At 63.8% G+C, this 21,670-nt stretch carries 24 protein-coding genes, 1 tRNA gene and 1 pseudogene; 6 read left to right on the top strand and 20 right to left on the bottom strand.

Going from position 1 to position 21,670, the window contains the following annotated elements; genetic code table 11:
- The 7 genes and pseudogenes from L0G76_RS05740 to L0G76_RS05710 form a co-directional block, all read right to left on the bottom strand.
- Positions 1-182: pseudogene (locus L0G76_RS05740) on the bottom strand (transcription termination/antitermination protein NusG); the annotation flags it as partial.
- Between the two features lie 184 nt (positions 183-366).
- Entirely contained in the window at positions 367-642 is a 276-nt protein-coding gene (secE, locus tag L0G76_RS05735; RefSeq protein ID WP_304356359.1) for a preprotein translocase subunit SecE, read from the bottom strand.
- A gap of 98 nt (positions 643-740) precedes the next feature.
- A tRNA-Trp gene (locus tag L0G76_RS05730) sits at positions 741-813 on the bottom strand.
- A gap of 126 nt (positions 814-939) precedes the next feature.
- The gene (locus L0G76_RS05725) at positions 940-2,607 is read right to left on the bottom strand and encodes a metallophosphoesterase family protein (RefSeq protein WP_304356358.1); all 1,668 of its coding nucleotides are present in this window, start codon (positions 2,605-2,607) and stop codon (positions 940-942) included.
- Positions 2,608-2,632: 25 nt separating this feature from the next.
- Positions 2,633-3,712: a UDP-N-acetylmuramate dehydrogenase gene (locus tag L0G76_RS05720; protein WP_304356357.1), complete on the bottom strand. Its 1,080-nt coding sequence runs from the start codon at positions 3,710-3,712 to the stop codon at positions 2,633-2,635.
- A complete protein-coding gene (locus tag L0G76_RS05715; RefSeq protein ID WP_304356356.1) occupies positions 3,709-4,152 on the bottom strand; it encodes a MaoC family dehydratase in 444 nt (147 codons plus the stop codon). Before L0G76_RS05715 ends, L0G76_RS05720 begins: the two co-directional genes overlap by 4 nt.
- Positions 4,149-4,598, bottom strand: coding sequence for an FAS1-like dehydratase domain-containing protein (locus L0G76_RS05710; RefSeq protein ID WP_304356355.1), 450 nt, complete (start codon positions 4,596-4,598; stop codon positions 4,149-4,151). The genes L0G76_RS05715 and L0G76_RS05710 overlap by 4 nt, the downstream gene beginning before the upstream one ends.
- 278 nt (positions 4,599-4,876) lie before the next feature.
- Between L0G76_RS05710 and L0G76_RS05705 the strand changes: the two genes are divergently transcribed.
- Both L0G76_RS05705 and L0G76_RS05700 read left to right on the top strand, forming a co-directional pair.
- Positions 4,877-6,601 (top strand): biotin carboxylase, encoded by a 1,725-nt coding sequence (locus tag L0G76_RS05705; protein ID WP_304356354.1) that lies wholly within the window; start codon positions 4,877-4,879, stop codon positions 6,599-6,601.
- Between the two features lie 57 nt (positions 6,602-6,658).
- A complete protein-coding gene (locus tag L0G76_RS05700; protein ID WP_304356353.1) occupies positions 6,659-7,870 on the top strand; it encodes a serine hydrolase domain-containing protein in 1,212 nt (403 codons plus the stop codon).
- A 40-nt stretch (positions 7,871-7,910) separates the two neighbouring features.
- On the opposite strand, the gene L0G76_RS05695 is transcribed toward L0G76_RS05700, so the two are convergent.
- The 12 genes from L0G76_RS05695 to L0G76_RS05640 all read right to left on the bottom strand — a co-directional run bounded on the left by L0G76_RS05695 (position 7,911) and on the right by L0G76_RS05640 (position 18,976).
- Positions 7,911-8,201, bottom strand: a complete 291-nt coding sequence (locus L0G76_RS05695; RefSeq protein WP_304356352.1) for an MFS transporter — start codon at positions 8,199-8,201, stop codon at positions 7,911-7,913.
- 215 nt (positions 8,202-8,416) lie between these two features.
- Entirely contained in the window at positions 8,417-8,563 is a 147-nt protein-coding gene (locus L0G76_RS05690) for a hypothetical protein (protein ID WP_304356351.1), read from the bottom strand.
- 33 nt (positions 8,564-8,596) lie between these two features.
- The gene (locus L0G76_RS05685) at positions 8,597-9,718 is read right to left on the bottom strand and encodes an NAD(P)/FAD-dependent oxidoreductase (protein ID WP_304356350.1); all 1,122 of its coding nucleotides are present in this window, start codon (positions 9,716-9,718) and stop codon (positions 8,597-8,599) included.
- A gap of 219 nt (positions 9,719-9,937) precedes the next feature.
- Entirely contained in the window at positions 9,938-11,347 is a 1,410-nt protein-coding gene (locus L0G76_RS05680; RefSeq protein ID WP_304356349.1) for an FAD-dependent oxidoreductase, read from the bottom strand.
- Positions 11,348-11,375: 28 nt separating this feature from the next.
- Positions 11,376-11,705, bottom strand: coding sequence for a ferredoxin (gene fdxA / locus L0G76_RS05675; protein ID WP_304356348.1), 330 nt, complete (start codon positions 11,703-11,705; stop codon positions 11,376-11,378).
- Positions 11,702-12,502 carry a uroporphyrinogen-III C-methyltransferase gene (gene cobA, locus L0G76_RS05670; protein WP_304356347.1) on the bottom strand — a complete coding sequence of 267 codons (801 nt, stop codon included), beginning with the start codon at positions 12,500-12,502 and terminating at the stop codon, positions 11,702-11,704. Before cobA ends, fdxA begins: the two co-directional genes overlap by 4 nt.
- Positions 12,499-13,827: a sulfate adenylyltransferase subunit 1 gene (locus tag L0G76_RS05665; protein WP_304356346.1), complete on the bottom strand. Its 1,329-nt coding sequence runs from the start codon at positions 13,825-13,827 to the stop codon at positions 12,499-12,501. The genes cobA and L0G76_RS05665 overlap by 4 nt, the downstream gene beginning before the upstream one ends.
- Positions 13,827-14,735 (bottom strand): sulfate adenylyltransferase subunit CysD, encoded by a 909-nt coding sequence (gene cysD, locus L0G76_RS05660; protein ID WP_304356345.1) that lies wholly within the window; start codon positions 14,733-14,735, stop codon positions 13,827-13,829. The genes L0G76_RS05665 and cysD overlap by 1 nt, the downstream gene beginning before the upstream one ends.
- Positions 14,732-15,505 carry a phosphoadenylyl-sulfate reductase gene (locus L0G76_RS05655; RefSeq protein WP_304356344.1) on the bottom strand — a complete coding sequence of 258 codons (774 nt, stop codon included), beginning with the start codon at positions 15,503-15,505 and terminating at the stop codon, positions 14,732-14,734. Before L0G76_RS05655 ends, cysD begins: the two co-directional genes overlap by 4 nt.
- Positions 15,502-17,226 carry a nitrite/sulfite reductase gene (locus L0G76_RS05650; protein WP_304356343.1) on the bottom strand — a complete coding sequence of 575 codons (1,725 nt, stop codon included), beginning with the start codon at positions 17,224-17,226 and terminating at the stop codon, positions 15,502-15,504. The genes L0G76_RS05655 and L0G76_RS05650 overlap by 4 nt, the downstream gene beginning before the upstream one ends.
- A 154-nt stretch (positions 17,227-17,380) precedes the next feature.
- Entirely contained in the window at positions 17,381-18,100 is a 720-nt protein-coding gene (locus L0G76_RS05645; RefSeq protein WP_304356342.1) for a sirohydrochlorin chelatase, read from the bottom strand.
- Complete coding sequence (locus tag L0G76_RS05640) at positions 18,101-18,976, bottom strand: aldo/keto reductase (protein ID WP_304356341.1); 876 nt, start codon at positions 18,974-18,976, stop codon at positions 18,101-18,103. It abuts the gene before it with no gap.
- A gap of 153 nt (positions 18,977-19,129) precedes the next feature.
- Here L0G76_RS05640 and L0G76_RS05635 point away from each other — a divergent pair, with 153 nt between their 5' ends.
- A complete protein-coding gene (locus L0G76_RS05635) occupies positions 19,130-19,705 on the top strand; it encodes a hypothetical protein (protein WP_304356340.1) in 576 nt (191 codons plus the stop codon).
- Here the strand turns inward: L0G76_RS05635 and L0G76_RS05630 are convergent.
- Positions 19,702-19,878, bottom strand: a complete 177-nt coding sequence (locus L0G76_RS05630) for a hypothetical protein (protein WP_304356339.1) — start codon at positions 19,876-19,878, stop codon at positions 19,702-19,704. The genes L0G76_RS05635 and L0G76_RS05630 overlap by 4 nt on opposite strands.
- Before the next feature lie 238 nt (positions 19,879-20,116).
- Here L0G76_RS05630 and L0G76_RS05625 point away from each other — a divergent pair, with 238 nt between their 5' ends.
- From L0G76_RS05625 to L0G76_RS05615, 3 genes are all read left to right on the top strand, one after another.
- Positions 20,117-20,404 carry a hypothetical protein gene (locus L0G76_RS05625; RefSeq protein ID WP_304356338.1) on the top strand — a complete coding sequence of 96 codons (288 nt, stop codon included), beginning with the start codon at positions 20,117-20,119 and terminating at the stop codon, positions 20,402-20,404.
- A 515-nt stretch (positions 20,405-20,919) separates the two neighbouring features.
- Complete coding sequence (locus tag L0G76_RS05620; protein WP_304356337.1) at positions 20,920-21,144, top strand: hypothetical protein; 225 nt, start codon at positions 20,920-20,922, stop codon at positions 21,142-21,144.
- 201 nt (positions 21,145-21,345) lie between these two features.
- Entirely contained in the window at positions 21,346-21,654 is a 309-nt protein-coding gene (locus tag L0G76_RS05615; RefSeq protein ID WP_009883324.1) for a transposase, read from the top strand.
- Positions 21,655-21,670: the final 16 nt, after the last annotated feature.

Genomic DNA, 21,670 nt, shown 5'->3' with positions numbered 1-21,670 from the left:
TCCTCGGCCGGGTCGACCTCATCGTCAGCGTCGACCTCGTCCGAGGTGTCATCGGAGTCGGCCGGGTCGACCTCATCGTCAGCGTCGACCTCGTCCGAGGTGTCATCGGCTGGCGCTTCCTCAGCAGGAGCATCCTCGACCGGTGCGTCGTCGGTGCTCACAGGGGAGGTTTCGTTGTCCACGTCTTCCACCACTGGTGCAACGCTCGACTCCTCTAGAGCCGCGTTCTGTGTCTCAGGGGTTTCCTGCTCAGGTGAACTGGTATCCGACACCGATCAATTCCTCGCTTCGCGTGTAGTGATTCCCATTTGGGAGTGAAGGGTCTGCAACGTGTTTGAAATCCAAGTGATCACCGCTGGGGGCGATTCACCACAATGGCCACAGCGGGGTTCCGCCGAAGACGAATCCGACGAGCTTGCCGAACACGAGGTCGAGGACCACCACGAAAAGCATCATGAAGAGGATGAAGCCCAGCACGACAAGGGTGTAATTGACCAGTTGCTTACGCGTCGGGGTGACGACCTTCTTCAGCTCCGCAATGACTTCGCGGAAGAACTGCAGAATTCGTCCGAAGAACCCGAGCTGCTTACGACTGGAACCCTTGGGCGCATCTCCAGTCTTCTTTGCCGGTGTGTCGCTCACACGTCCTCACTCGGTCGGTTTCCATTGGGACAGCACAATTGTTCAAGCCCGTCGAGGACGGCATTTCGCCGATAAGACTCAAGCAGATATCAACTGCGCAGGGGTGACAGGACTCGAACCTGCAACCTACGGTTTTGGAGACCGTTGCGCTACCAATTGCGCCACACCCCTTCGATTCGACACCCTCGTCTTCTGTTGCCCGAGACGTGCCCAACCACGAGAAACGAGCATACCGTCTGTGACCGCCGTTAGTCGAACCGGCCGCCGATGCCTGCCGGAATTCGACTGCCCCGATACTCATCCACCCCCGGTCGAGGGCTCCGTCTGCGGCGGCTGAGCGATGAGCGGCACAGGCCGGGGGAAGGTCTTCCAGGGATCGATCGTGACCGTCTTGTCCGGGCTGACCGTGACGATCTGGACGTCGATGGGTCGCTTGGTCCGATTGTCCACGCGCAGGATGCTCAGCTCAGCATCCATCTTCAGCGGCCCCGGGGTCAATGCATTCGCCAGGGCACCACCTGTCGTCGAACTCACATAGCGGACGCCGCTGCCCAGGGTCTCCGGTCCGACTCGTTTGTGCCAGTGGCCGCTGAGGCTGTACTCCGCGCAGCCGGAGCGCAGGGACGGCGCCCCGATCCGCGCATCGTGGATGAGCATGATGTCGAAGTCGTTCGCGCAGGCCTCGGTGCGCAGCCTCTGTGCATACTGATCAGCGGTGAGATCGGTTTCGAGCTGCGGCCCGGACCCGAACACGGTCCGCCGGGGGTCCGGTCCGCCGAAGAACGTCACCCCGCTCATCTCCGCGCTCGAGTCCTCGAGGACCTTCCAGCCCGCGATCCTCGCATGATCCGTGGTCTCTGTCGAGTCGTGGTTGCCCTTGACGATCATCCGCGGCAGCTTCTCGGGCAGCTCGTCGTCGAGCACGTCGAGACAGTAGTTCTCCGCCGAGGTGCCCGTCATCGTCACGTCTCCCCCGTCGATGTAGGCATCGGCGTCGCTCATTCGAGCCACCGCGCCGACCACCCGGGCCATTCCGATGTTGCAGTGCAGATCCGAACCGAACACGAACGTCGACACGTCAGCGTTCAGCGACTGATCGGCCCCCGTCGGTGGAGGCACCGTCCCCCGGTCCGACCAATTGCCCGTCAGCAGACGAGTGGTCCATTGTGTGCGCAGGTTGGCCAGCACCTGGTCGTAGAAGGCGTCATTGTCCTCGGCGAAGCCCTTGACCGCTGTGAACGCGGTATCGATGACCCCGCCGAGGCGGCCCGTGACCTGTGCGCCCGCCAGCGGGGTCCCGTCGAAGGCAGGATCGGCAACGAGAGGTTGGGGACGTGTGAGGACTGCCGTTCCCACACTTGCCAGAACGAGGACCGTGACCAGACCGATGCCGATCAGCTCTTTGCCGACCAGGGCCCTCCCGATTCCGGCCAGCCGCACGGGCCCGAGGATGAAGGCCATCGCCACAGTCACACCGCTGAGGATGCACACTGCAAGGGCCCACCGGACCAGGATCTCCGTGGTCATGCCGTCGACGACCTCGTCGACCTGCGCCTGCGGGGCGGAGAACAGGGAGGCGTAGGAGGCGATGTCGCCGCCCAGCGCGTCGACCGCTCCTCCTCCGACGCCCTCCCCCGTTTCCGAGCCAGAGGCGGGGTCTCTGTCGGATCGCCGTTCGGAAGCACCTGCGTGCGAGTCGACCTCATCTCCTCCGGAGACCGGGATCTGTCCGATGTCAACGGTGAGTCCCAGCCCCAGCGGCAGATATTCATCTGCCGGGACGAGCAGTTTGCCCAGCGGGCCGAAGTCGACGGTCAGCCGGGAGTCGGCTGTGATCTGGTAGCGGGCCTCGTGCGGACCGAAGCTGAGATCTGCGCGTGCGGAGAACAGTGCCCAGGGCAGGGTCACAACTGCGACCACTGCCATGAGGATGAGCAGGGCTGACGTTCTACGAGAGGCTGACACAGGCAACCATCCTAGGGAACAGAATCTACAGAGAGCAGGCGATGAATGTGGGCTCGGGCTCCAAAACGATGCCGAACCTCTCATTCACCCCGCCGACGACTGCGCGTGCGAGTTCGAGCACATCGCCCGTCGCCGCCTGACCGCGGTTGGTCAGGGCCAGGGTGTGTTTGGTCGACAGGCTTGCCCGCCCCTGCCCGACGCTGAAGCCCTTGGCGAATCCGGCGTGTTCGATCAGCCAGGCGGCCGAGGTCTTCGTCCGCCCTTCGATCGTCGCCCCGGTCAGAGGGTCGGTGACCGGGTAGCGGGGTGCCTCGGCCGGCAGCTCGTCGGGGTCAGCGACGATCGGGTTCGTGAAGAACGACCCGGCCGACCAGGTGTCGTGGTCGTCGATGTCGAGGACCATGCCCTTGGACCGGCGCAGGGAGATCACGCTGGTGCGCACCAGCGAGGCCGGTACACTCTCTCCGATCTCGACGTCCAGTGCCGAGGCCAGCTGCGCATAGCGCACCGGCAGGGAGTCCGGGCTGCGCTGGAGGTCGAAGGTCACCGACAGCACCAGGAACTGGGCTGCACCTGTTCTCTGCTGCGCCCGTTTGAGCGCCGAGGTGCGGTAGCCGAATTCGAGTTCGACGGCGCTGAGCTGGCGGACCTGACCGGCGAGGCGGTCGAAGACCTCGACCGAGGTGATGAGTTCGGCGACCTCTGTCCCGTAGGCACCCACATTCTGGATCGGTGTCGCTCCCACGGAGCCGGGAATCCCGGACAGGGCCTCGAGGCCCGAGAGACCGCAGCCGAGGGTGAAGGCGACGAATTCGTCCCAGTTCTCCCCCGCCTCGGCGGTGACACGGGTTTCGGTCTCCGAGGTCTCGGTCATCGTCACACCCTCGGTCGCGACCACGCACACATCGCCGTCGAAGCCGGCGTCGGAGATGAGCAGGTTCGATCCGCCCCCGATGAAGAGGACATCGGCATCGGGGCGCCCAGTCAGGCTCAGAGCGTGTTCGCGGGAGAACTCGATGAGGTCGTCCCTGGTCTCCGCGATGCGCAGATTCCCTGCCGGACCGCCGAGGCCGAACGTCGTGAAGCCTGCCAGGTCCTTCGTCACCGTGAGACTCGGATCTGGGTGCGGCTGAGCACATCCTGGTCCCCGGACTTCACCGTGACGTCGAGGCGGGCGGTTCCCACTGCCGCGTCCACGGCTCCGACGACGGCAGTCATCGACAGGGTGGCGGTCGGGGTCGCCGGTGTACCGGATTCGGCGTCCGGGACGAGCACCGGCGCGGAGAATCGTGTCCGGTAGTCGACGATCGCACCCGGGTCGCCGATCCACTCGACGACGGGGGCGACGACGACAGCCATTGAGAGCATGCCGTGGGCGATGACTCCGTCGAGGCCCACCTCGGTGGCGAATCGTTCGGACCAGTGGATCGGGTTGTGATCGCCCGAGGCGCCGGCGTAGTCGACGAGTGAGGCCCGCGACAGTGGGATCTCGGCTTCGACGACGGTGTCTCCGATGGTCAGTTGGGAGAAGTCGGTGACGCTCATTCTCCGTCTCCTCTCACGACGATGGTCGAGGTCACGGTGACGACCGGCTGTTCGGCGGCGTCGGTGATCTCCGTGCGGGTGGTGATCATGGCGTTGCTGCCGGCCGCCCGCACGCCGTCGACGTGTGTGGTGGCAGCCAGGCTGTCGCCGGCGACGATGGGTCGGGTGATGCTGAACTGCTCCGAACCGTGGACGACCTTGGAGAAGTCGATGCCGGACTCCGGGTCGCTGATGTAGGCCGCTTCGGACTTCTGCGCGATGATCACGGCGAAGGTGGTCGGTGCCACGACGTCGCGATACCCCAGTGCGGTCGCTGCCTCAGACTCGAAGTGGTAGTCGGCCTTCGCATTGGTGGCGAGCGCGAATTCCGCGACCGCCTCCCGCGACACCTCATAGGGGCGTGGCAGAGAATAGCTGGTTCCCTGCTTATCGGTATTCACCGGCATAGTGGCTCTCTTTCGAAAAGTCGTCGTGATCCCAGCCTAGCGGCCCGCCACCACGCGAGAGGAATTCACCGACCGGTGGGTTCGGGCACGGATTTGACCGCGAATTCGCATTGGGTTCACCCAGTTGGTCCACCATCGTCCTCAGCCCTCGAAAACTGGTATATGTTGTCCTCATCACGTTTGACGTTCGGTATTCGACCATCCTCCGAGACGACGAAGACGGACGGCTCAAATGACTGTGAGCAGCAACGCCAGAAGTCTTCACAAGGAGTAGAGCGATGACGAACAGCCCTGCAGACGCAAACACGTCGAAGCCTGCCGCGAAGAAGCGTGTGGTCAAGGACGCGGTCGCGGTTCCGGGCACCGGCCGAGCGGTGAACTCGGCCGAGGGTCCTGCTCTCGATGCTGCCGCTGGTGGCGCACCCGCGGCACCGGCCCCAACCCCCACCTCGGCGACGGATGCGACCGATGTGGAGGTGCATGTCGGCACCGATGCCGCCTACGCGGGCGAGGAGGCCGAACGGGTCCAGATCCGACGGCCCCTGCGCAACATCTCCGAGGTCCGCCACTTCTTCCGCACCAACATCACCCCCATCTATTTCATCGGGGCGACACCATTCAACCTCCTCGGCCTCGACCGGTGGGTCCGCAACTTCTCCTACATCACGTACTACGACGGCTGGGACGGCGGGCATCCACGCGTCTTCTCGCCCCGGTACAAGCCGTTCGTCGAATTCGACAGCGGCGAGGCGATCAACAACTGGCTGCTCCTCAACGCCGAGGTGCGCGCCCATATGACGAACGACGTGCCCCACGGCGAACGGCCCAAGGTCGCCATGGTCTTCTTCGATGAGGAGACCGAGCGCATCTGCCGTGAGCTGGGCTATGACCTCATCCTACCCTCGGCGGATCTGCGCAATCAGCTCGATTCGAAGATCGAGACGACGAAGCTCGGCAATGAGGCCGGCGCCTTCTCCGTGCCCAATGTGCTCACCACGGCGGACACGTATGCGCAGCTGAACAGTGAGGCGGAGAGGGAGAACCTGGGCACCGATCTCGTCGTCCAGACCCCCTACGGCGATTCGGGAAAGACGACGTTCTTCATCGCCGCCGAGGGCGACTGGAACAAGCACAAGCACGACATCATCGGCGAGCAGCTGAAGATCATGAAGCGCATCAACAACACACCCGTGGCGGTGGAGGCCGTGATCACCAGCAGCGGAGTCGTCGTCGGCCCGTTCCTCACAGAATTGGCGGGCTTCGCGGAACTGACCCCCTACAAGGGCGGCTGGTGCGGCAATGAGATGACTCCCGATGTGCTCACGGCCGACCAGCGCACACGGGCCAGGGAACTGGTGCGACGCATGGGTGAGGGGCTGCGCAAGCGCGGTTACCGCGGCTTCTTCGAGGTCGATGTGCTCGTCGATCTCGACACCGACGATGTCTGGCTCGGCGAGCTCAATCCGCGCATCTCCGGCGCCTCGGCGATCACCAATGTCACCGCGGGCGCCTATGCCGACGTCCCGCTGTTCCTGTTCCACCTGCTCGAATACCTCGACGTCGAATTCGATCTCGACGTCGATGAGATCAATGAACGCTGGGAAGAGCTCTCCGGGGCCGATGAGTGGAGCCAGATGGTCATCAAGGAGACCGCTGACATCACCGAGTACATCACCCACTCACCGCTGACCGGTCAGTACTACCTCGACCAGTACGGGACTCTGACCTACAAGCGCGCCGCTCTCGACTGGCATCCTCTGCAGAACGGCAATGAGGTCTTCTTCCTCCGCATCTATGGGGCAGGAGAATACCGGTGGAAGGGTGCCGATCTCGGTGTGCTGGTGACGAAGAATCCGCTGCAGACGAAGGCAGGGGGCCCGAATGCGCTGAGCATCAGGGCCAAGCACTTCATCGATTCGGTCCGTGCGATGTATGCCGGTGTGCCCGTCGCCGAGGAGGACCCCTCCCCCGCATTGGGCGGCCCGGGTGCGAAGGGAGACTGACATCTGCGGTGGTAATCTCGTCACGGACTGCACGAAACGACTGCGAAGAGGTGGAGAGTGACTGAGACGTCACCGGACCAGACCGCGCCCGTCGAGCCTGTCATCGACAAGGACAACTGGCAGGATGCCGACAATGTCCGCTGGTCGTTCCAGCACGTCGATCAGGTGTTGCCCACGACTCCGATCTCGCGCGGGACCGGGCCTGTGGCCGAACTGCCCGTGGCTCTGCAGGACCTGGGCGAGGTCGAAGTGCCCAAGACCGAGTTCTCCGAGGCTCGCAGCGTGCGCAGCGTCATCGAGACCAGCGACACGGATGCGTGGATGGTCATGCACAATGGCACGGTGCTCACCGAGGAGTACTTCTCCACGATGGGCCCGGAGACCGAACACCTCCTGATGTCGGTGAGCAAATCACTCGTCGGCACGGTGGCCGGGGTGCTCGTCGGCGCAGGGGACCTCGATCCGAACCGACGCATCACCGAATACGTACCCGAGCTCGCCTCCTCCGGGTACGCCGGAGCCACGATTCGCCACATTCTCGACATGCGCTCGGGAATCAGGTTCTCCGAGAACTATCTCGACCCGCAGTCCGAGGTCAGACAGATCGAGGAAGCCATCGGCTGGTCGGAGTCGAAGCCCGAGGGCAGTCCGAGCGGAATGTATGAGTTCCTCACCACGCTCGAGTCGAAGTCCGAGCACGGCGGTGTCTATCAGTACCGTTCGTGTGAGACCGATGTGCTCGGCTGGGTATGCGAGAAGATCGCCGGCGAGAGCATGCAGGCGCTCATGTCACGGGTTCTCTGGTCGCGCATCGGAGCCGAACGCGATGCGCTCATCGCCACCGACCAGTACGGCGTGGGAATGTTCGACGGCGGCATCAACACCACGCTGCGCGACCTGGCCCGCTTCGGTTACCTCTATTCGAATCGCGGAGTCTCGCTCACAGGCGAACAGGTGGTGCCGACCTCGTGGGTCGGCGACACACTGACCGGCGATGCTGACATTCGCCAGGCCTTCGCCGACGGCCCCGACGACAATCGGATGCCCGGCGGGATGTATCACAACCAGTTCTGGTTCCCATTCCCGGACTCGCATGCGTTCCTGGCCCTGGGCATCCATGGGCAGATGATCTACATGAATCCGGGAGCCAACTTCGTCGGCGTCAAACTCTCCAGCTGGGGCCTGCCCCAGGATGCGCGCAAACTGTTCCCGACGATCCGGGCCTTCGACGCCCTGGCGAAAGCAATCAGCGCACCAATCGTCGACTGACTTCTCCGGCGCGCTGTGCAGCATGCGGCGGCCCCGTGCTTCAGGTGGCGATTCGCACTGTGCGAAACGGCGAAAACCACAGGCCGACAGCGGCCAGGGCGAAGATCCCAGCGGCGATGATCAGCGCGAGTTCAGAACTCGTGGCGGCGGCCAGCATTCCGGCCGGCGGCGACACGATGACCACGACTGCGCGATTCGTCGATCGCATCGTCGTGTTCGTCCGCGCCTGGAAGCCGTCGGGAGTGATCGACTGCCGGTAGGCCATTTCGTGGGAGTTGCTCAGCCCGATGCCGAATCCGTGGAGGAAGACTCCGACGAAGAGGACGGGCACCGCAACGGCGCTGACCGTTGCCGGCCATGATGAGGCCGAACCAGAAGGCGTCGATGCCGATCTCGTTGAGGAAGTAGTCTGCGGTGACCGCAGCGAGGATAGCTTGTGCGGCGAACCACACATGGGTCCATACGGCGAGATCTCTCAGGCTCGGGGTCGAATAGACCCACTTCAGCCCGGCCCCGATCTCCCGGCGCAGGTTCGGCTGGGCCGAATCATCGGCCTGCGATCGGCTCCGCGACGACCGCGAGCAGCGCACCGCCGATGACCTGCAGGGTCAGGATGGTGATCCAGCTGCCGAATCCCGATACGGTTTCGCCCGCCCAGAACCACCGAAAGGCTCGGGGCAGCTGCGCGCTCATGGCTTCAGGTTAGCAAGGCACTGTCGTTCGAAGTCATAGGCCCAAGTGCGCGATCTCTGCTGCTTGCTGGCCGAGGATCGCTCTGGCGATTGCGTCGCCGATGAGCGGACCCATCGTCAGCCCGCCCGCACCGGATCCGGAAGCCACCCACAGGTCTTGCGCACCGGGGACAGCCCCGGCATAGGGCAACCCGCTCGTGCGTGTGGACATGGGCCTGACTCCGACTCTCGTCTCCACCACCGTGGCCTCTGCGAGTCCGGGAGCGATCCTCAGCGCATCGGAAAGCACCTGATGCTGCCCCGCAGCTGTTGCGCGCACGTCGAATCCGACACCGTCCTCACGGGTAGCGCCGATGACGACTCTGCCTCCGTCGAAGGGAGTGATGTAGTGGTGGTCGAGCGGGTGCACAGTCGGCCATGGCGAGGTGTTGATCCCGTGCAGACCCAGGTGAATCAGCTGTCCTCGCTGTGCGGTGATCGCCACGCTATGACCAAGCCGCTGCAGCATCTCCGTGCTCCGGGCTCCACCCGCGACGACGATGGCGTCGAAGTCCTCCGTCGCCGAGGTGGTCCCCACCTTCCACGTGCCACCTCGGTGTCCGGTGGAGATGGTTCTCGCCGAATCGTGCACAAGCCGGGCGCCGTAGGCGTGCGCTCCGGTCAGAATGGCATCGCGCAGGGTACGACCATCGACTCGACCGCCCCCGGTGATGAACAGGCCTGTCATCTCCGGGGCGATCGGCGGGAAGATCTCGCGCAGATTCGCAGAGTCCATGTCGTGGACCTCGCCGGCAACGGACCCGGCACCTGCGACACGATCACGGATGAGTCGGGCCGCCTCGGCGAGCACGACAGGATCTGAGTTGACGACGAGCGCACCGGATCTGCGGTATCCGAGATCGGGGATCCCCAGAGCGCTGAGGCGATTGAGGAAGTCCGGGTAGAAGTTGCCTCCGGCGGCATAAGTCTCGTAGTAGGCGCCGGTGCTCGTCGAGACCCAGGGGGCAATGATGCCGGCGCTGGCGGCGGTCGCCTGACCGTTCATGGCATCGTCGAAGATGGTGACGCTGACCTCGCGTGAGGCCAGGCCGAAAGCGACCGAGGCGCCTGCGATTCCGCCGCCGATGACGGCAACTCGAGCTGATGTGTCGGTCACGGCAGTGCGTCTCCTCTGACGGGTGCAGACCTTGCATGGCGGCTGTTGATCACTTCGAGCCTACGCCATCCCCCACCCTCGCTCAGCCCTCCCGTCACTGCCGATACTTCCCGCTCGCGCCACGCACACCCGGCAATAACGCACTGCGCCCCGCCAGCCTCTATTCCTACACGTGCAACGGGAGGAACAGAGACTGGCGGGGCGTAATACTGACTCGGCTCAGGTGCCGGAGTGGGATTCGCTCCTGACCTGATCACGGGCCTCATGCAGCATGGCCTCGCGAGTCGCGAGCTTCACACGCTCACGCCCCTCGGCTTCGCCCAATGCCTTCTCCGCGGTCTCCAGCCGGTGGTAGCCCTCCCAGTCCGCGTAGTCGACGCCCTTGGAGTCGAGGAGTTCGACGATCGAGTCCTCATCGGGGAACAGCGGTTCGGTGAGTACGCCGGCGGCGCGGTCATCGAGGATGTGCCCGATCGTCTCGAGGGCATCGCCCTTCGTATGTCCGATGAGTCCGACAGGACCGCGCTTGATCCACCCTGTTGCGTAGACGCCCTGGACGACATCGGCCTCAGCAGCCGAGGCCTGCTCTCCTGTGTCCACGACGCGTCCCTCGTGATTCGGGATCACACGTTTGGCCTCGTCGAAGGGCAGCTGCGGCAGAGGCGTGCCGGCATAGCCGACGGCGCGATAGACGGCTGTGACGTCCCAGTCGATGAACTCTCCCGTGCCCGTGACTCTCCCGGTGCCGTCCAATTCCTGGCGTTCCGTGCGCAGGCCGGTCACAGCATCCTCGCCGAGGATGGCCACCGGCGCGTGGAGGAAGTGCAGGTGCAGACGGCGATTGGCACCCACCGGTTCACGCATCGTGAAGTCGGTCAGCGTCTTGGCAACCTGTTTGACCTGGTTGCTCGACTCGATCGCGGCCATCGATCCCTCATCGAACTCGAAGTCCTCGGGATAGACGATGAGATCGACGTCCTTGACCTGGCCCAGTTCCCGCAGCTCCAAGGGAGTGAACTTCGCCTGCGCAGGACCACGCCGCCCGAACACGTGCACGTCGGTGACCTGCGAGGACTTCAGACCCTCGTAGACATGATCAGGGATCTCGGTCGTGTGCATGTCATCGGCCTGCTTCGCCAGCACACGTGCCACGTCCAAAGCGACGTTGCCGTTGCCGATGACCGCAACCTTCTCCGCATCCAACGGCCACGTCTGGGCAACATCCGGATGCGAGTCGTACCAGTTGACGAAATCAGCCGCACCATACGACCCCGGCAGGTCCACTCCGGGCAGGTTCAACGAGGCATCGATGAAGCAGCCGGTGGAGAAGATCACCGCATCATAGCGGTCCGTCAATTCCCCCAGGCTGATATCGGCACCGTACTCGACATTCGAGAACAGACGAATATCTCCCCGGTCGAGGACCTTGATCAAAGCGTTGATGATGCCCTTGATCCGCGGATGATCCGGAGCCACCCCATAACGGACCAACCCGAACGGAGTCGGCAACCGGTCGAAGAGATCGATGCTGATCTCGAAGTCACGCTCAGCCTTGGTCAATAGATCAGCCGCATAGATGCCGGCAGGACCGGCACCGATGATGGCCACACGGAACGGATTCGTCGTCATAGTTCTCCTCAGTTGTCTACTGGGTCAGTCAGTCGTTGTCTGTGTTCTGCGGTGGCAGTGCCGCGATGAGGGGATGGTCGCCGTCGATGACTCCGTGCGCGGCCGCTCCGCCCGGGGATCCGATGGTGTCGAAGAAGTCGACGTTCGCAGAGTAGTAGGCTTCCCATTCGTCGGGGACGTCATCTTCGTAGAAGATGGCCTCGACGGGGCAGACGGGTTCGCAGGCGCCGCAGTCGACGCACTCGTCGGGATGGATGTAGAGGGAACGAGCGCCCTCGTAGATGCAGTCGACGGGGCATTCGTCGATGCAGGCACGGTCTTTCAAGTCCACGCAGGGCTGGGCGATGATGTAGGTCATGGGTTCCTCGTGAGTTCTGGCTCGGATGCTTCCGCCTGTGCGAAGGCACCAATGGCGTAGGGGCTGCGGGTCACGACATCGCCGGCGACGACGATGGCCGGCGAGCGCACACCTCGGCGTGCAGCTTGAGACGCGATCGTGTTCAGCGTCCCGATCGTCACCCTCTGTCCGGAACCGAACCCGTCTTCGATGATGGCGACGGGGCAGTCGCTTCCGCGGGCGCCTCGGGCCAGGATCATCGCCGAATGCGCCAGTGTGCCGATGCCCATGAGCACGACGACGGTGTGGTCGCGTCCTCCCCCGAGTTCGGAGAGCTGATCGTGGCCGGTGATGACTGTGTACGCGGTGGCCAGTCCCCTGTGAGTCAGCGGGATTCCGGCAACGGCGGGAACCGAGTTCGCACTCGTGACTCCCGGCACCACCTGCACGTCGACGCCGGCTTCGTGGCAGTGGGCGAGCTCTTCGCCGCCGCGGCCGAAGACGAACGGGTCTCCGCCCTTGAGTCGGACCACACGGCGCCCGGCGCGAGCCTGTTCGACGAGGATCTCATTGATCCGCTGCTGCGGAACCGGATGGTGTCCCGGGGTCTTGCCGACGTCGATGATCTCGGCGTCGAGTGAATCCCCGCGCTCGGTCTCGAGCTGGTCGATGACCGAACGCGCGCCGAGGCGGTCGGCGACGATGACCTCGGCCGCTTCCAACGCGCGCAGGCCTTTGACGGTCAGCAGGCCGAGATCACCGGGTCCCGCACCGATGAGCAGCACGCTGCCCGTTGCCTGACGAGTGAAGAGACTCATGACACTTCGTCCTCGGGAGTGTGGATTCCTGCGGCCACGGTGGACCCGGTCTGCGGATCGATGATGAGGAAACCGCCTGCGCGTCCGTGCTCGCGGAAGTCCGCGATCGGCAGAGCGGTGGCCAGCTTCACCTCGGCGGTGCCGATGTCGTTGCCGGCGAGCACCTCGGCGGGTTCGGATCCTGAGGTCAGCAGGTTTTGCTTCGATTCGATCGTCACGATCGCCTTGACCGTCGAGGTGCCGGCCTTGACGAGCACCCGGTCACCGGAGCGCAGTCCCTCGGAGGTGAAGGGGAAGACCTCGGCCCGCAGAGCCTTGCGAGGTTCGGGCAGGCTTCCGGCAGCGGCGAGGACGCTGCCGCGCGCGGTATCGATGTCATCGGCCAGACGCAGCGCCACGGACAGCGGTGCGCCCGCGGTCTCCAGCGGGCCATCTGCCGTATCGATGCCGACCACAGTGGTCCGCAGACCGGCCGGATGAACGTCGATCTCATCGCCGAGGCGGATCCGTCCTGAGGTGACTTGGCCGGTCACCGCGCGGTAGTCGCGGAACTCATCGGGGTCGAGTCCCGGTGCCAGGCCGCCCTGCGGGCGCAGCACGGACTGCACGTCGAGGCGGAAGGGCTCGAGATCGGCCGTGTCCTCTTCCTTGCTGGGCAGGTTCTCGAGCAGCTCCAGCAGCGCGGGACCCTGGTACCAAGGCGTGTTCGCCGAAGCCTCGGCCACATTGTCACCAGCCAGTGCAGAGACCGGGATCAGATGAGCCGAGTCGAGACCGATCTCAGCCGTCAGTGCTTCGATCTCGGCCTTCACCTTCGCGTACGCCACCTGATCGTAGTCGAGGAGGTCGATCTTGTTGACCGCTAGGATGACGTGCCCGATGCCAAGACGGTGGACGACTGTGAGGTGGCGTCGGGTCTGTTCCGTGGCTCCGGTGCGCGCGTCGATGAGGACGACGACGGCATCGGCAGTCGTCGCCCCGGTGACCATGTTCCGGGTGTACTGGACGTGTCCGGGGCAGTCGGCGAGGATGAACGACCGTTTGTCGGTGGCGAAGTAGCGGTAGGCGACGTCGATCGTGATGCCCTGTTCCCGTTCGGCCCGCAGGCCGTCGGTGAGCAGGGCGAAGTCGAATTCGCCGCCGGCGAAGCCGCGTTCGGCACTGGTGCGCGTCACGGCCTCGAGCTGGTCGGCGAGGATTGCCTTCGCATCGTGGAGGAGTCGACCCACGAGCGTCGATTTGCCGTCGTCGACGGAGCCGGCCGTGGCGAAGCGCAGCAGCGTCTTCGTCTGCGTGGCAGCGGTGGTGTCTGGTGTCGTGGTCATCAGAAGTATCCGTCCTTCTTGCGGTCTTCCATCGCCGCGGCCGAGATCCGGTCGTCGGCGCGGGTCGCTCCGCGTTCTGTCACAGTGGTCACAGCCACCTCGGCGAGGACCGAGGAGATGTCGTCGGCGTCGGATTCCACGGCGCCCGTGCAGCTCATGTCGCCGACGGTGCGGTAGCGCACCGACTTGCGGATGACGGACTCGTCGGGCCGCGGGGCCGAGAACTCACCCGTTGACCACCACATGCCGTCGCGCTGGAAGACCTCGCGCTCGTGGGCATAGTAGAGGTTGGGCAGGGCGATGTTCTCCCGGGCGATGTAGCTCCACACATCGAGTTCGGTGAAGTTCGAGATGGGGAACACGCGCACGTGCTCGCCATTGACGTGGCGACCGTTGTAGAGGTTCCACAGTTCGGGGCGCTGGTTGCTCGGATCCCACTGGCCGAATTCGTCGCGCAGGGAGAAGATGCGCTCCTTGGCGCGGGCCTTGTCCTCGTCACGGCGGGCGCCGCCGAAGACGGCGTCGTATCCGCCCTCGGCGATCGCGTCGATGAGCGGCTGGGTCTGCAGGGTGTTGCGGGTTCCATCGGCGCGTTCGCGCAGGCGGCCGTCGTCGATGTAGTCCTGGACCTTCGCCACGGACAGTTCGATGCCGTAGCGCGCGGCGGTCTCATCACGGAACTTCAGGATCTCCGGGAAATTGTGGCCGGTGTCGATGTGGAGGAGACCGAAGGGGATCTTGGCCGGCCAGAAGGCCTTGGCGACCAGGTGGAGGACGGTGACGGAGTCCTTGCCGCCGGAGAACAGCAGCACGGGCTTCTCGAATTCGGCGGCGACCTCGCGGATGATGTGGATCGCTTCGGATTCGAGGACGTCGAGGGTGGACAGTGGTGTGTGATCGATGCTCATACGTGCAGCCCGCATTCTGTTTTGTTGGTGCCCGCCCAGCGGCCGGCACGGGGGTCCTCTCCCTCGGCCACGGGTTGGGTGCAGGGCTGGCATCCGATGGACGGATATCCCTGCGACAGCAGTGGATTGACCGGCACGTCGAAGGCGCCGGAGTAGTCGAGGAGATCGTCGAATGACCAGGCTGCGACGGGGTTGATCTTGACCAGTCCGTTCTTCTCATCGAAGGTCACCAGCGGTGTGTTCGCGCGGGTCGGTGCTTCGTCCCGGCGGACTCCGGTGAACCAGAGTTCGTAGCCGGCCAAAGACTTCTTCAGAGGTGCGACCTTGCGCCGCGCGCAGCACAGTCCCGGGTCGCGGTTGAACAGCTCGGCACCGAATTGGGCATCCTGCTGGGCCACGGTCTGCTCCGGGAGGACGTCGACGATGTTGACGTCGACCTTCCTGGCCACCTCGTCGCGGGTCGAATAGGTCTCCGCGAAGTGATAGCCGGTGTCGAGGAAGAGCACGTCGACGCCGGGCAGGTACTGGGCGACGTAGTGCGGCAGAGCCGCATCGGCCATCGAGCAGGCCACCGCGCAGGTGGAAGTGTCGAAGTTCTGCGACACCCACCTGATGACATCGGCAGGGTTGGCCTCCGCCACACCGTTGTCTGGATCACCCGCGAGTTCCTTCGCTCCCGCCTCGGCGAGGGCCTTGAGTTCGTCGACGCTGCGACGGTGACGGGTGGGCGTGGGCAGTGCTGCTTCGGTTCGGGTTTCCGTGGTGCTCATACCAGCTCCTCGTCTTCGACTCGATGTGCCCATTCGGAGAACGTCTCGTTCTCACCGCGACCGTTGAGAAAGCGGCGGACGAGCTTCTCGACGTAGTCGCTGAGATTGTCGGCGGTGACCTTGAGGCCGCGGACAGTGCGGCCGAGTCCCGCTTCGTCTCGGTCCTTCGACGCCAGTCCGCCGCCGACGTGGACCTGAAATCCCGGCGACTGGATGCCGTCGTCGGTGGTCACCAGCTGACCCTTGAGTCCGATGTCGGCGGTCTGGATGCGTGCGCATGAGTTCGGGCAGCCGTTGAGGTGCAGGCTGATGGGATGGGGCAGGTCGATGCCGGCGAGGCGCTCTTCGAGCTTCGCCACGGCATCGGCCGCGGTCTGCTTGGTCTCGACGATGGCGAGCTTGCAGTAGTCGATGCCGGTGCAGGCCATCGTCGACCGGCGGAACAGGTCCTTCCGGCTGGACAGGCCCAGGGCGTCAAGACCCGCGACGACCTCATCGATGTCCTTCTCCTCGATGTCGAGGAGCAGGATCTTCTGGTGCGGAGTGGTGCGCAGCCTCGTCGACCCGAACTTCTCCGCGAGGTCGGCGAGCTGCCCGAGCAAAGTGCCCGACGCCCGTCCGGCGATGAGGCTGACTCCGATGTAGTACTTTCCGTCAGCCTGCTTGTGGATGCCCACGTGGTCGCCTGCGGTGGCTGGCTTGTCCGGGGCGGGACCATCGGCGAGCTTGTATCCCAGGTATTCATCCTCGAGGATGTCGCGGAACTTCTCGGTGCCCCAGTCGGCGAGCAGGAACTTCATGCGTGCCTTGTTGCGCAGGCGGCGATAACCGTAGTCACGGAAGATCTCCGTGACGCCGAGCCAGGTCTCGACGACCTGATCAGGGGCGACCCAGGTACCGAGTCTTTCGGCGAACCGCGGAACAGTCGACAGGGCTCCGCCGACCCAGAGGTCGTAGCCGATGCCCTTCTCCGGATGTTCGACGGCGACGAAGGAGCAGTCGTTGATCTCGTGAACGACATCCTGGCTGGGATGACCGGTGATCGCGGTCTTGTACTTGCGTGGCAGGTTGGACAGGCTCGGGTCCCCGATGTACCTGCGAGAGATCTCTTCGATCGCCGGTGTCGGATCGATGAGCTCGTCTGCGGCAACGCCGGCTACCGGGGAACCGAGGATGACGCGCGGAACATCGCCGCAGGCCTCCGTCGTCTGCAGTCCCACGGCTTCGAGTCGTTCCCAGATCTCGGGGACGTTCTCGATCTCGATCCAGTGAAGTTGGACGTTCTGCCGGTCGGTGACATCGGCGCTGCCGCGACCGAATTCGTTGGAGATCTCTGCGATCGTGCGCAACTGCTCGGTCGTCAGCTTGCCTCCGTCGATGCGGACCCTGAGCATAAAGTATTCGTCTTCGAGCTCGTGGGGTTCGAGGGTGGCCGTGCGGCCGCCGTCGATGCCTGGTTTGCGCTGGGTGTAGAGACCCCACCAGCGGAAGCGGGCGTGCAGGTCCTCATCGGTGATCGAGGAGAAGCCGTTCTTCGAATACGTCTCTTCGATGCGTGCGCGCACATTGAGTCCGTTGTCCGCCGCCTTGTCGATCTCGTTTTTGTTCAACGGTTCCTGACCGTCGACCTTCCACTGGCCATTGGGCTTCTTCGGCCTGGCGGACTTCACTGAGGCCCGCGAATTCGGGCCCTTCTTGATTTCATCTACCTGTGCGGACACGATCGTCTCCAAACGCTGCGGTGAACCTTTGGTGAGTCACGCTACAAGAAACACGGATTGCTCAACAAATCGTCTCACTCAGCGCCGTCATTTCATGACGCAGTCCGTCACAATTCGCACTGCGACGATCCGGGGCCAAGAGGAAAGAGCCGAGTCAGAGAGCCGAGATGATCCGATCGCGAACGATGTCGACCAGCAATGACGGGGTTCTCGCACCCTCATAGAGCAGTGGCGGGGCGAGGAAATCAGACGAATCGGCAATGATCGTCTCGGTCAGATCCTGGAAGAATCCCGGCGCCAGGAGATAGCTTGAGAGCACTACTCGACCCCCGGCCCGACGTTTCTGCTCAACAATATCTCGGAGTCGTTCTCCCCCGCCGGCGTGGAAGCCCACGGAGACGGGCCGCGAGAGCTCACAAGACAGAGAATCGGCCATCTCCAGGCAGGCCACGTTCGCCCTGTCATCACTCGAGCCTGCGGCCGCAAGCACCACGTGGTCACCCACGTCGAGGCGAGGAAGGCGTTCGGCCAGGATCCGTGCCAGGCGCGGGTCCGGACCCAGAGTCGCAGCCAGGCGAATATCGGCCCCGGCGCCGCCGCCGGCCTCGCGGATGGCCTCGACCAGGTCGACGTGCACGTGATAGCCGGGTGAGAGCAGGAGCGGCACGAGGATGATCGGTCTCTCACGCGGCAGTGCTGCCAGCACCTCGGCGACGTCGGGGTGCTGCACATCCACATGACCGAGCATGACCTCGTCGGCCAGCCCACGGGCGCGCAGATCGTCGGTGACATCCTGGGCGAGCGCCTCGATGACCGCACTCCCCTCTGCCGACGACGTACCGTGGGAGATGAGGCCGATCGCAGGCTGCGGCATTCAGATCACCTCCAGCGGCATCGGCGCGGTCGGTGCGGGAAAGGCCGAGTCGATGTCGGCGAGATCCCGGCTCGTGAGCTCGAGTTCAGCCGCTTCGGCATTCGTGCGCACATGCTCGGGGGTGGATGCCTTCGGGATCGCGATGACGTCACCGGAGCGGATCGCCCAGGCCAACAGCATCTGGGCTGTGGTGGCATCGTGACGGTCGGCCACCTCGGCGAGGGTGGGATCGTCGAGCAGTCGACCCTGCTCGACGGGAGAGTACGCCATCGTCGTGATGTGCGGCCGGCTGCGGCGATGGGTGGGGAGGAGATCGAATTCCGGGCCGCGCCGGGAGGGATTGAGCAGGATCTGGTTGACCAGGGGCACGGAGGACAGCGCCCCGATCTCGGCCGGGTCGAAGTTGCTCACGCCCCAGGCTCCGATGAGTCCCCGGTCGCGAAGTCGTTCGAAGGCGGCAATCGTGTCATCGACAGGATGAGCACCCGGCCAGTGCAGAAGGTAGAGGTCGATGTGCTCGGTGCCGAGGACGGCCAGCGACTGTTCGCAGGCTTCGATGGTTCCGGACTCCGAGGCGTTCGTCGGCAGCACCTTGTCGACGAGGAAGACCTCATCGCGGACTGGTGCGATCGCCTCCCCCACGAGGCTCTCGGAACGCCCGGATCCGTACATCTGGGCGGTGTCGACGAGCGTCATGCCCAGCTCGATGCCCTCTCGCAATGATGCGATCTCAATCTTTCGCTGCGCGGGTTCATCGCCGATGTGCCAGGTGCCCTGGCCCAGGAGCGGAAGGTTTGTGCCATCGGCCAGCGTCGTCGTGGGGATCATCCGGTCATCGTAGTCGAGGCGCGGCCGCTGATGAACGTGCGGCGTCATGTGCCTGGATCGACACATGTGTCTCCGGATGTGAACAGCCGAATCCCTCGCCGGAGGCGATGTGATGGCAGAATCGACTGCGTACGAACGACGCCCGTGATCACCAGATGATCCCTCATAGGGCACCACCGACCTTCTACGAGGAGTATGACGATGAGACCGATGCCCCAGGCAGCCCTCTCGCCCCGCACGATCACCGCCGCTGCCGGTGTCGCTCTCGCCCTGGCCCTCACCGGCTGCGGCGGGGCACAGACCGACAGCGAGCCGAAGAAGACCGACGAGGCTGCCCAAGGCGACTCCGGCGGCATGCAGGGCACAGCTGCGCCGAGTGAGTCCGCGGGCGCGTCGGCGGCCGATCAGAGCGAGTCGGCCGAGTCCGAACCCAACGAGTCCACATCAGACGATCCCTTCGCCGATGCCGCGAAGGCCACATCATGGGCCAGTGATAGCGGGATCAAGGTCGACAAAGAAGGTGACGGTGTCATTCCAACGGCATCCCTTGAGGCTGACCTCGACGATCTGTTCACGAACAAGTTCGACATGAAGGTCACGAAGGTCAAATGCCGTGACGATATGAAGGTCATGGATTGGTGGGGGCTGACAAGCTGCGAGGTCCACACGAAGAAGAAGACCTACTTCGGGTCGATGACACTCGTCGACCACAAGGACAATATGATCAAGTACGAGGTCAAGTTCCCCGGCGTCGACAAGAGCGAAGTCGACTTCTAGGAGCCGTTGGTCGCCTCGCGGCTGCGGACGGTTGCACAGTCCCACCAGTCCAGCGCCCGGAGGGCCTGGAACGTCACCCATTTCGAGGGCTCACCACTCGGCGCATCGACGCGGAACCAGACATCACCGTCGGGTCGACGCTGAGACCGAATGTTCTCGATGGCTTCGGTCATCCGCAGGTCGGGTCACCTCGCATCTGCCAAAGCGCCCTCCCGGAAGCAGTCCGCAGCGGCGAGGACGTGGAAGTGGGCCCGCTGATTTCCCACGTTGAGCAGTTGATGTGAGGCAGTCCACATCCGCAGCGGGACTCCACGAGCGGTGACGCCGACATGACGTGACGGTGAATTGAGGGCAAATCCGTGGGACAACGGCGGTATCGGGCACGCATTTGGCAGGTAATCTTGTCTCACTATGAAGAAAGAACGCTCACCTCGACAGCGCAGTCGCAGAGAAGCCCTCATCGTCCTGGCCGTCGCACTGACCATCCACGCCGGCTTCAAACTGCTCGGCTGGGGTTCACAGGACCTGTCATGGTCGCAGGTCATCCTGGTCGCTCCCGTATCCGCTGCCGTCTACTGGGCGCTGAGCAGTTCATTTCGGAAGTTCGTCGAGGAGGACGTCACTGCGAAACCGCCGAAGTCAGGCCTGAATCGCAAAGAACCCCCACCCGGCGGATGGAGGTTCTTCGGAAGTGAGTAGCGGGAGGGGGACTCGATCCCCCGACCTCACGATTAGAGGATTCACCACTGAGGCTACTTTCGCCCAGCTAATCGGTGATCATATTTCGCTCGCTGGTGGACAACTACTCGCTGCCGCCTGGAGTAAAGCTCTAGTCGATCTTCTCGCCGAAGAGGTCGGACGATGACGGCCAAACATCTCACGGTCGGCTCGGTACGATCGATGCTCACTCGGGCCGGAATCGATCACTCAGCCTTAACTTTCGCTCTCATCGACAGGTCAGGTATGCATATCAGCGGTATATACGAGGGCCAGCGCGTTGAGGAAATGGACGTTCGAATCACCGGAGACCCAACCGCCAGGCGAGAAGCTCGAACAGTGCTCGGAGAGCGAGGACTCTGGCTAACACCGACCCGCGAATACGATGACTGGAGCCGCGGTGCTATGCCAGTAGTAGCGCGAGTATAGTGCCATGTCAGTGCCGAGTAGTAACGTATGTCACTTAGCACCAGCACAAAAGGCAAGGAGACGCGAACATGGACATCGGAGTCATCGTGGCGTTATTACTCGCCGGGTTTCTGCTTGTCGGAATCCTCGGAAGTGCCGTCAGGCTGGCGTTCTTCGCCTGCGCTGCACTAGCCGTCGCCTCCTTCCTTCAGATCTTCCTGGTCGAGTCTTCCGGTCCGCTCTGGCTCGCCGCGATCGGCGGCACTCTAGGCTTCTTCATCTTCGGGGCCCTGTCTGCACGACCCCGGCAGTAGGACAGCTAGTCGCTAATGCTAAAAACAATCTCACTTCCCCTAATCGAAAGTGAGATTCCATGTCCGTCCACGATCTTTCCAAGCCCCACCAGGCACTTCACGACTCATTCACCACGTCCCTTTCTAACTATCGGGACTGATGCAGGGTTAGGTGACATCTAATCTGGCTTGTTCATAGGCAAGCCTGGAAGGATAGACACCATGCCACAGCCCTACCCGAAAGAATTCCGCGACGACGTCATCCGCGTCGTCCAGACCAGGGATTCCAAGACGACGATCGGACAGATCGCCAAGGACTTCGGAGTCCACGAAGGCACCATCAACAAATGGCTCCGCCAAGCAGAAATCGATGCCGGCAACAAACCCGGCAACACCAGCGACGAGTCCGCCGAACTACGAGAGATGCGTCGGCGCAATCGTCTGCTTGAGCAGGAGAACGAGGTCCTGCGCCGCGCGGCCGCGTATCTGTCACAGGCGAATCTGCCGTCAAAAGGCTCTACCCGCTCGTGAGAGAGCTCGCCGCCGA

This window comes from Brevibacterium picturae, from assembly GCF_030453725.1.
Taxonomy (GTDB): Bacteria; Actinomycetota; Actinomycetes; order Actinomycetales; family Brevibacteriaceae; genus Brevibacterium; species Brevibacterium sandarakinum_A.
The sequence above is the reverse complement of the archived record's forward strand: the minus strand, read 5'-3'. Positions and strand labels throughout refer to the sequence as shown.

Excerpts from the sequence above, each read along its gene's own strand:
- L0G76_RS05625 (WP_304356338.1), top strand. The coding sequence starts at position 20,117 with ATGAAGAAAGAACGCTCACCTCGACAGCGCAGTCGCAGAGAAGCCCTC.
- L0G76_RS05645 (WP_304356342.1), bottom strand. The coding sequence starts at position 18,100 with ATGCCGCAGCCTGCGATCGGCCTCATCTCCCACGGTACGTCGTCGGCA.
- L0G76_RS05655 (WP_304356344.1), bottom strand. The coding sequence starts at position 15,505 with ATGAGCACCACGGAAACCCGAACCGAAGCAGCACTGCCCACGCCCACC.
- L0G76_RS05715 (WP_304356356.1), bottom strand. The coding sequence starts at position 4,152 with ATGAGCGTCACCGACTTCTCCCAACTGACCATCGGAGACACCGTCGTC.
- L0G76_RS05690 (WP_304356351.1), bottom strand. The coding sequence starts at position 8,563 with ATGAGCGCGCAGCTGCCCCGAGCCTTTCGGTGGTTCTGGGCGGGCGAA.
- cysD (WP_304356345.1), bottom strand. The coding sequence starts at position 14,735 with ATGAGCATCGATCACACACCACTGTCCACCCTCGACGTCCTCGAATCC.
- L0G76_RS05635 (WP_304356340.1), top strand. The coding sequence starts at position 19,130 with ATGAGACCGATGCCCCAGGCAGCCCTCTCGCCCCGCACGATCACCGCC.
- L0G76_RS05665 (WP_304356346.1), bottom strand. The coding sequence starts at position 13,827 with ATGACCACGACACCAGACACCACCGCTGCCACGCAGACGAAGACGCTG.
- L0G76_RS05615 (WP_009883324.1), top strand. The coding sequence starts at position 21,346 with ATGCCACAGCCCTACCCGAAAGAATTCCGCGACGACGTCATCCGCGTC.
- fdxA (WP_304356348.1), bottom strand. The coding sequence starts at position 11,705 with ATGACCTACATCATCGCCCAGCCCTGCGTGGACTTGAAAGACCGTGCC.
- L0G76_RS05630 (WP_304356339.1), bottom strand. The coding sequence starts at position 19,878 with ATGACCGAAGCCATCGAGAACATTCGGTCTCAGCGTCGACCCGACGGT.
- cobA (WP_304356347.1), bottom strand. The coding sequence starts at position 12,502 with ATGAGTCTCTTCACTCGTCAGGCAACGGGCAGCGTGCTGCTCATCGGT.
- L0G76_RS05620 (WP_304356337.1), top strand. The coding sequence starts at position 20,920 with ATGGACATCGGAGTCATCGTGGCGTTATTACTCGCCGGGTTTCTGCTT.
- L0G76_RS05705 (WP_304356354.1), top strand. The coding sequence starts at position 4,877 with ATGACGAACAGCCCTGCAGACGCAAACACGTCGAAGCCTGCCGCGAAG.
- L0G76_RS05710 (WP_304356355.1), bottom strand. The coding sequence starts at position 4,598 with ATGCCGGTGAATACCGATAAGCAGGGAACCAGCTATTCTCTGCCACGC.
- L0G76_RS05640 (WP_304356341.1), bottom strand. The coding sequence starts at position 18,976 with ATGACGCCGCACGTTCATCAGCGGCCGCGCCTCGACTACGATGACCGG.
- L0G76_RS05680 (WP_304356349.1), bottom strand. The coding sequence starts at position 11,347 with ATGACGACGAATCCGTTCCGTGTGGCCATCATCGGTGCCGGTCCTGCC.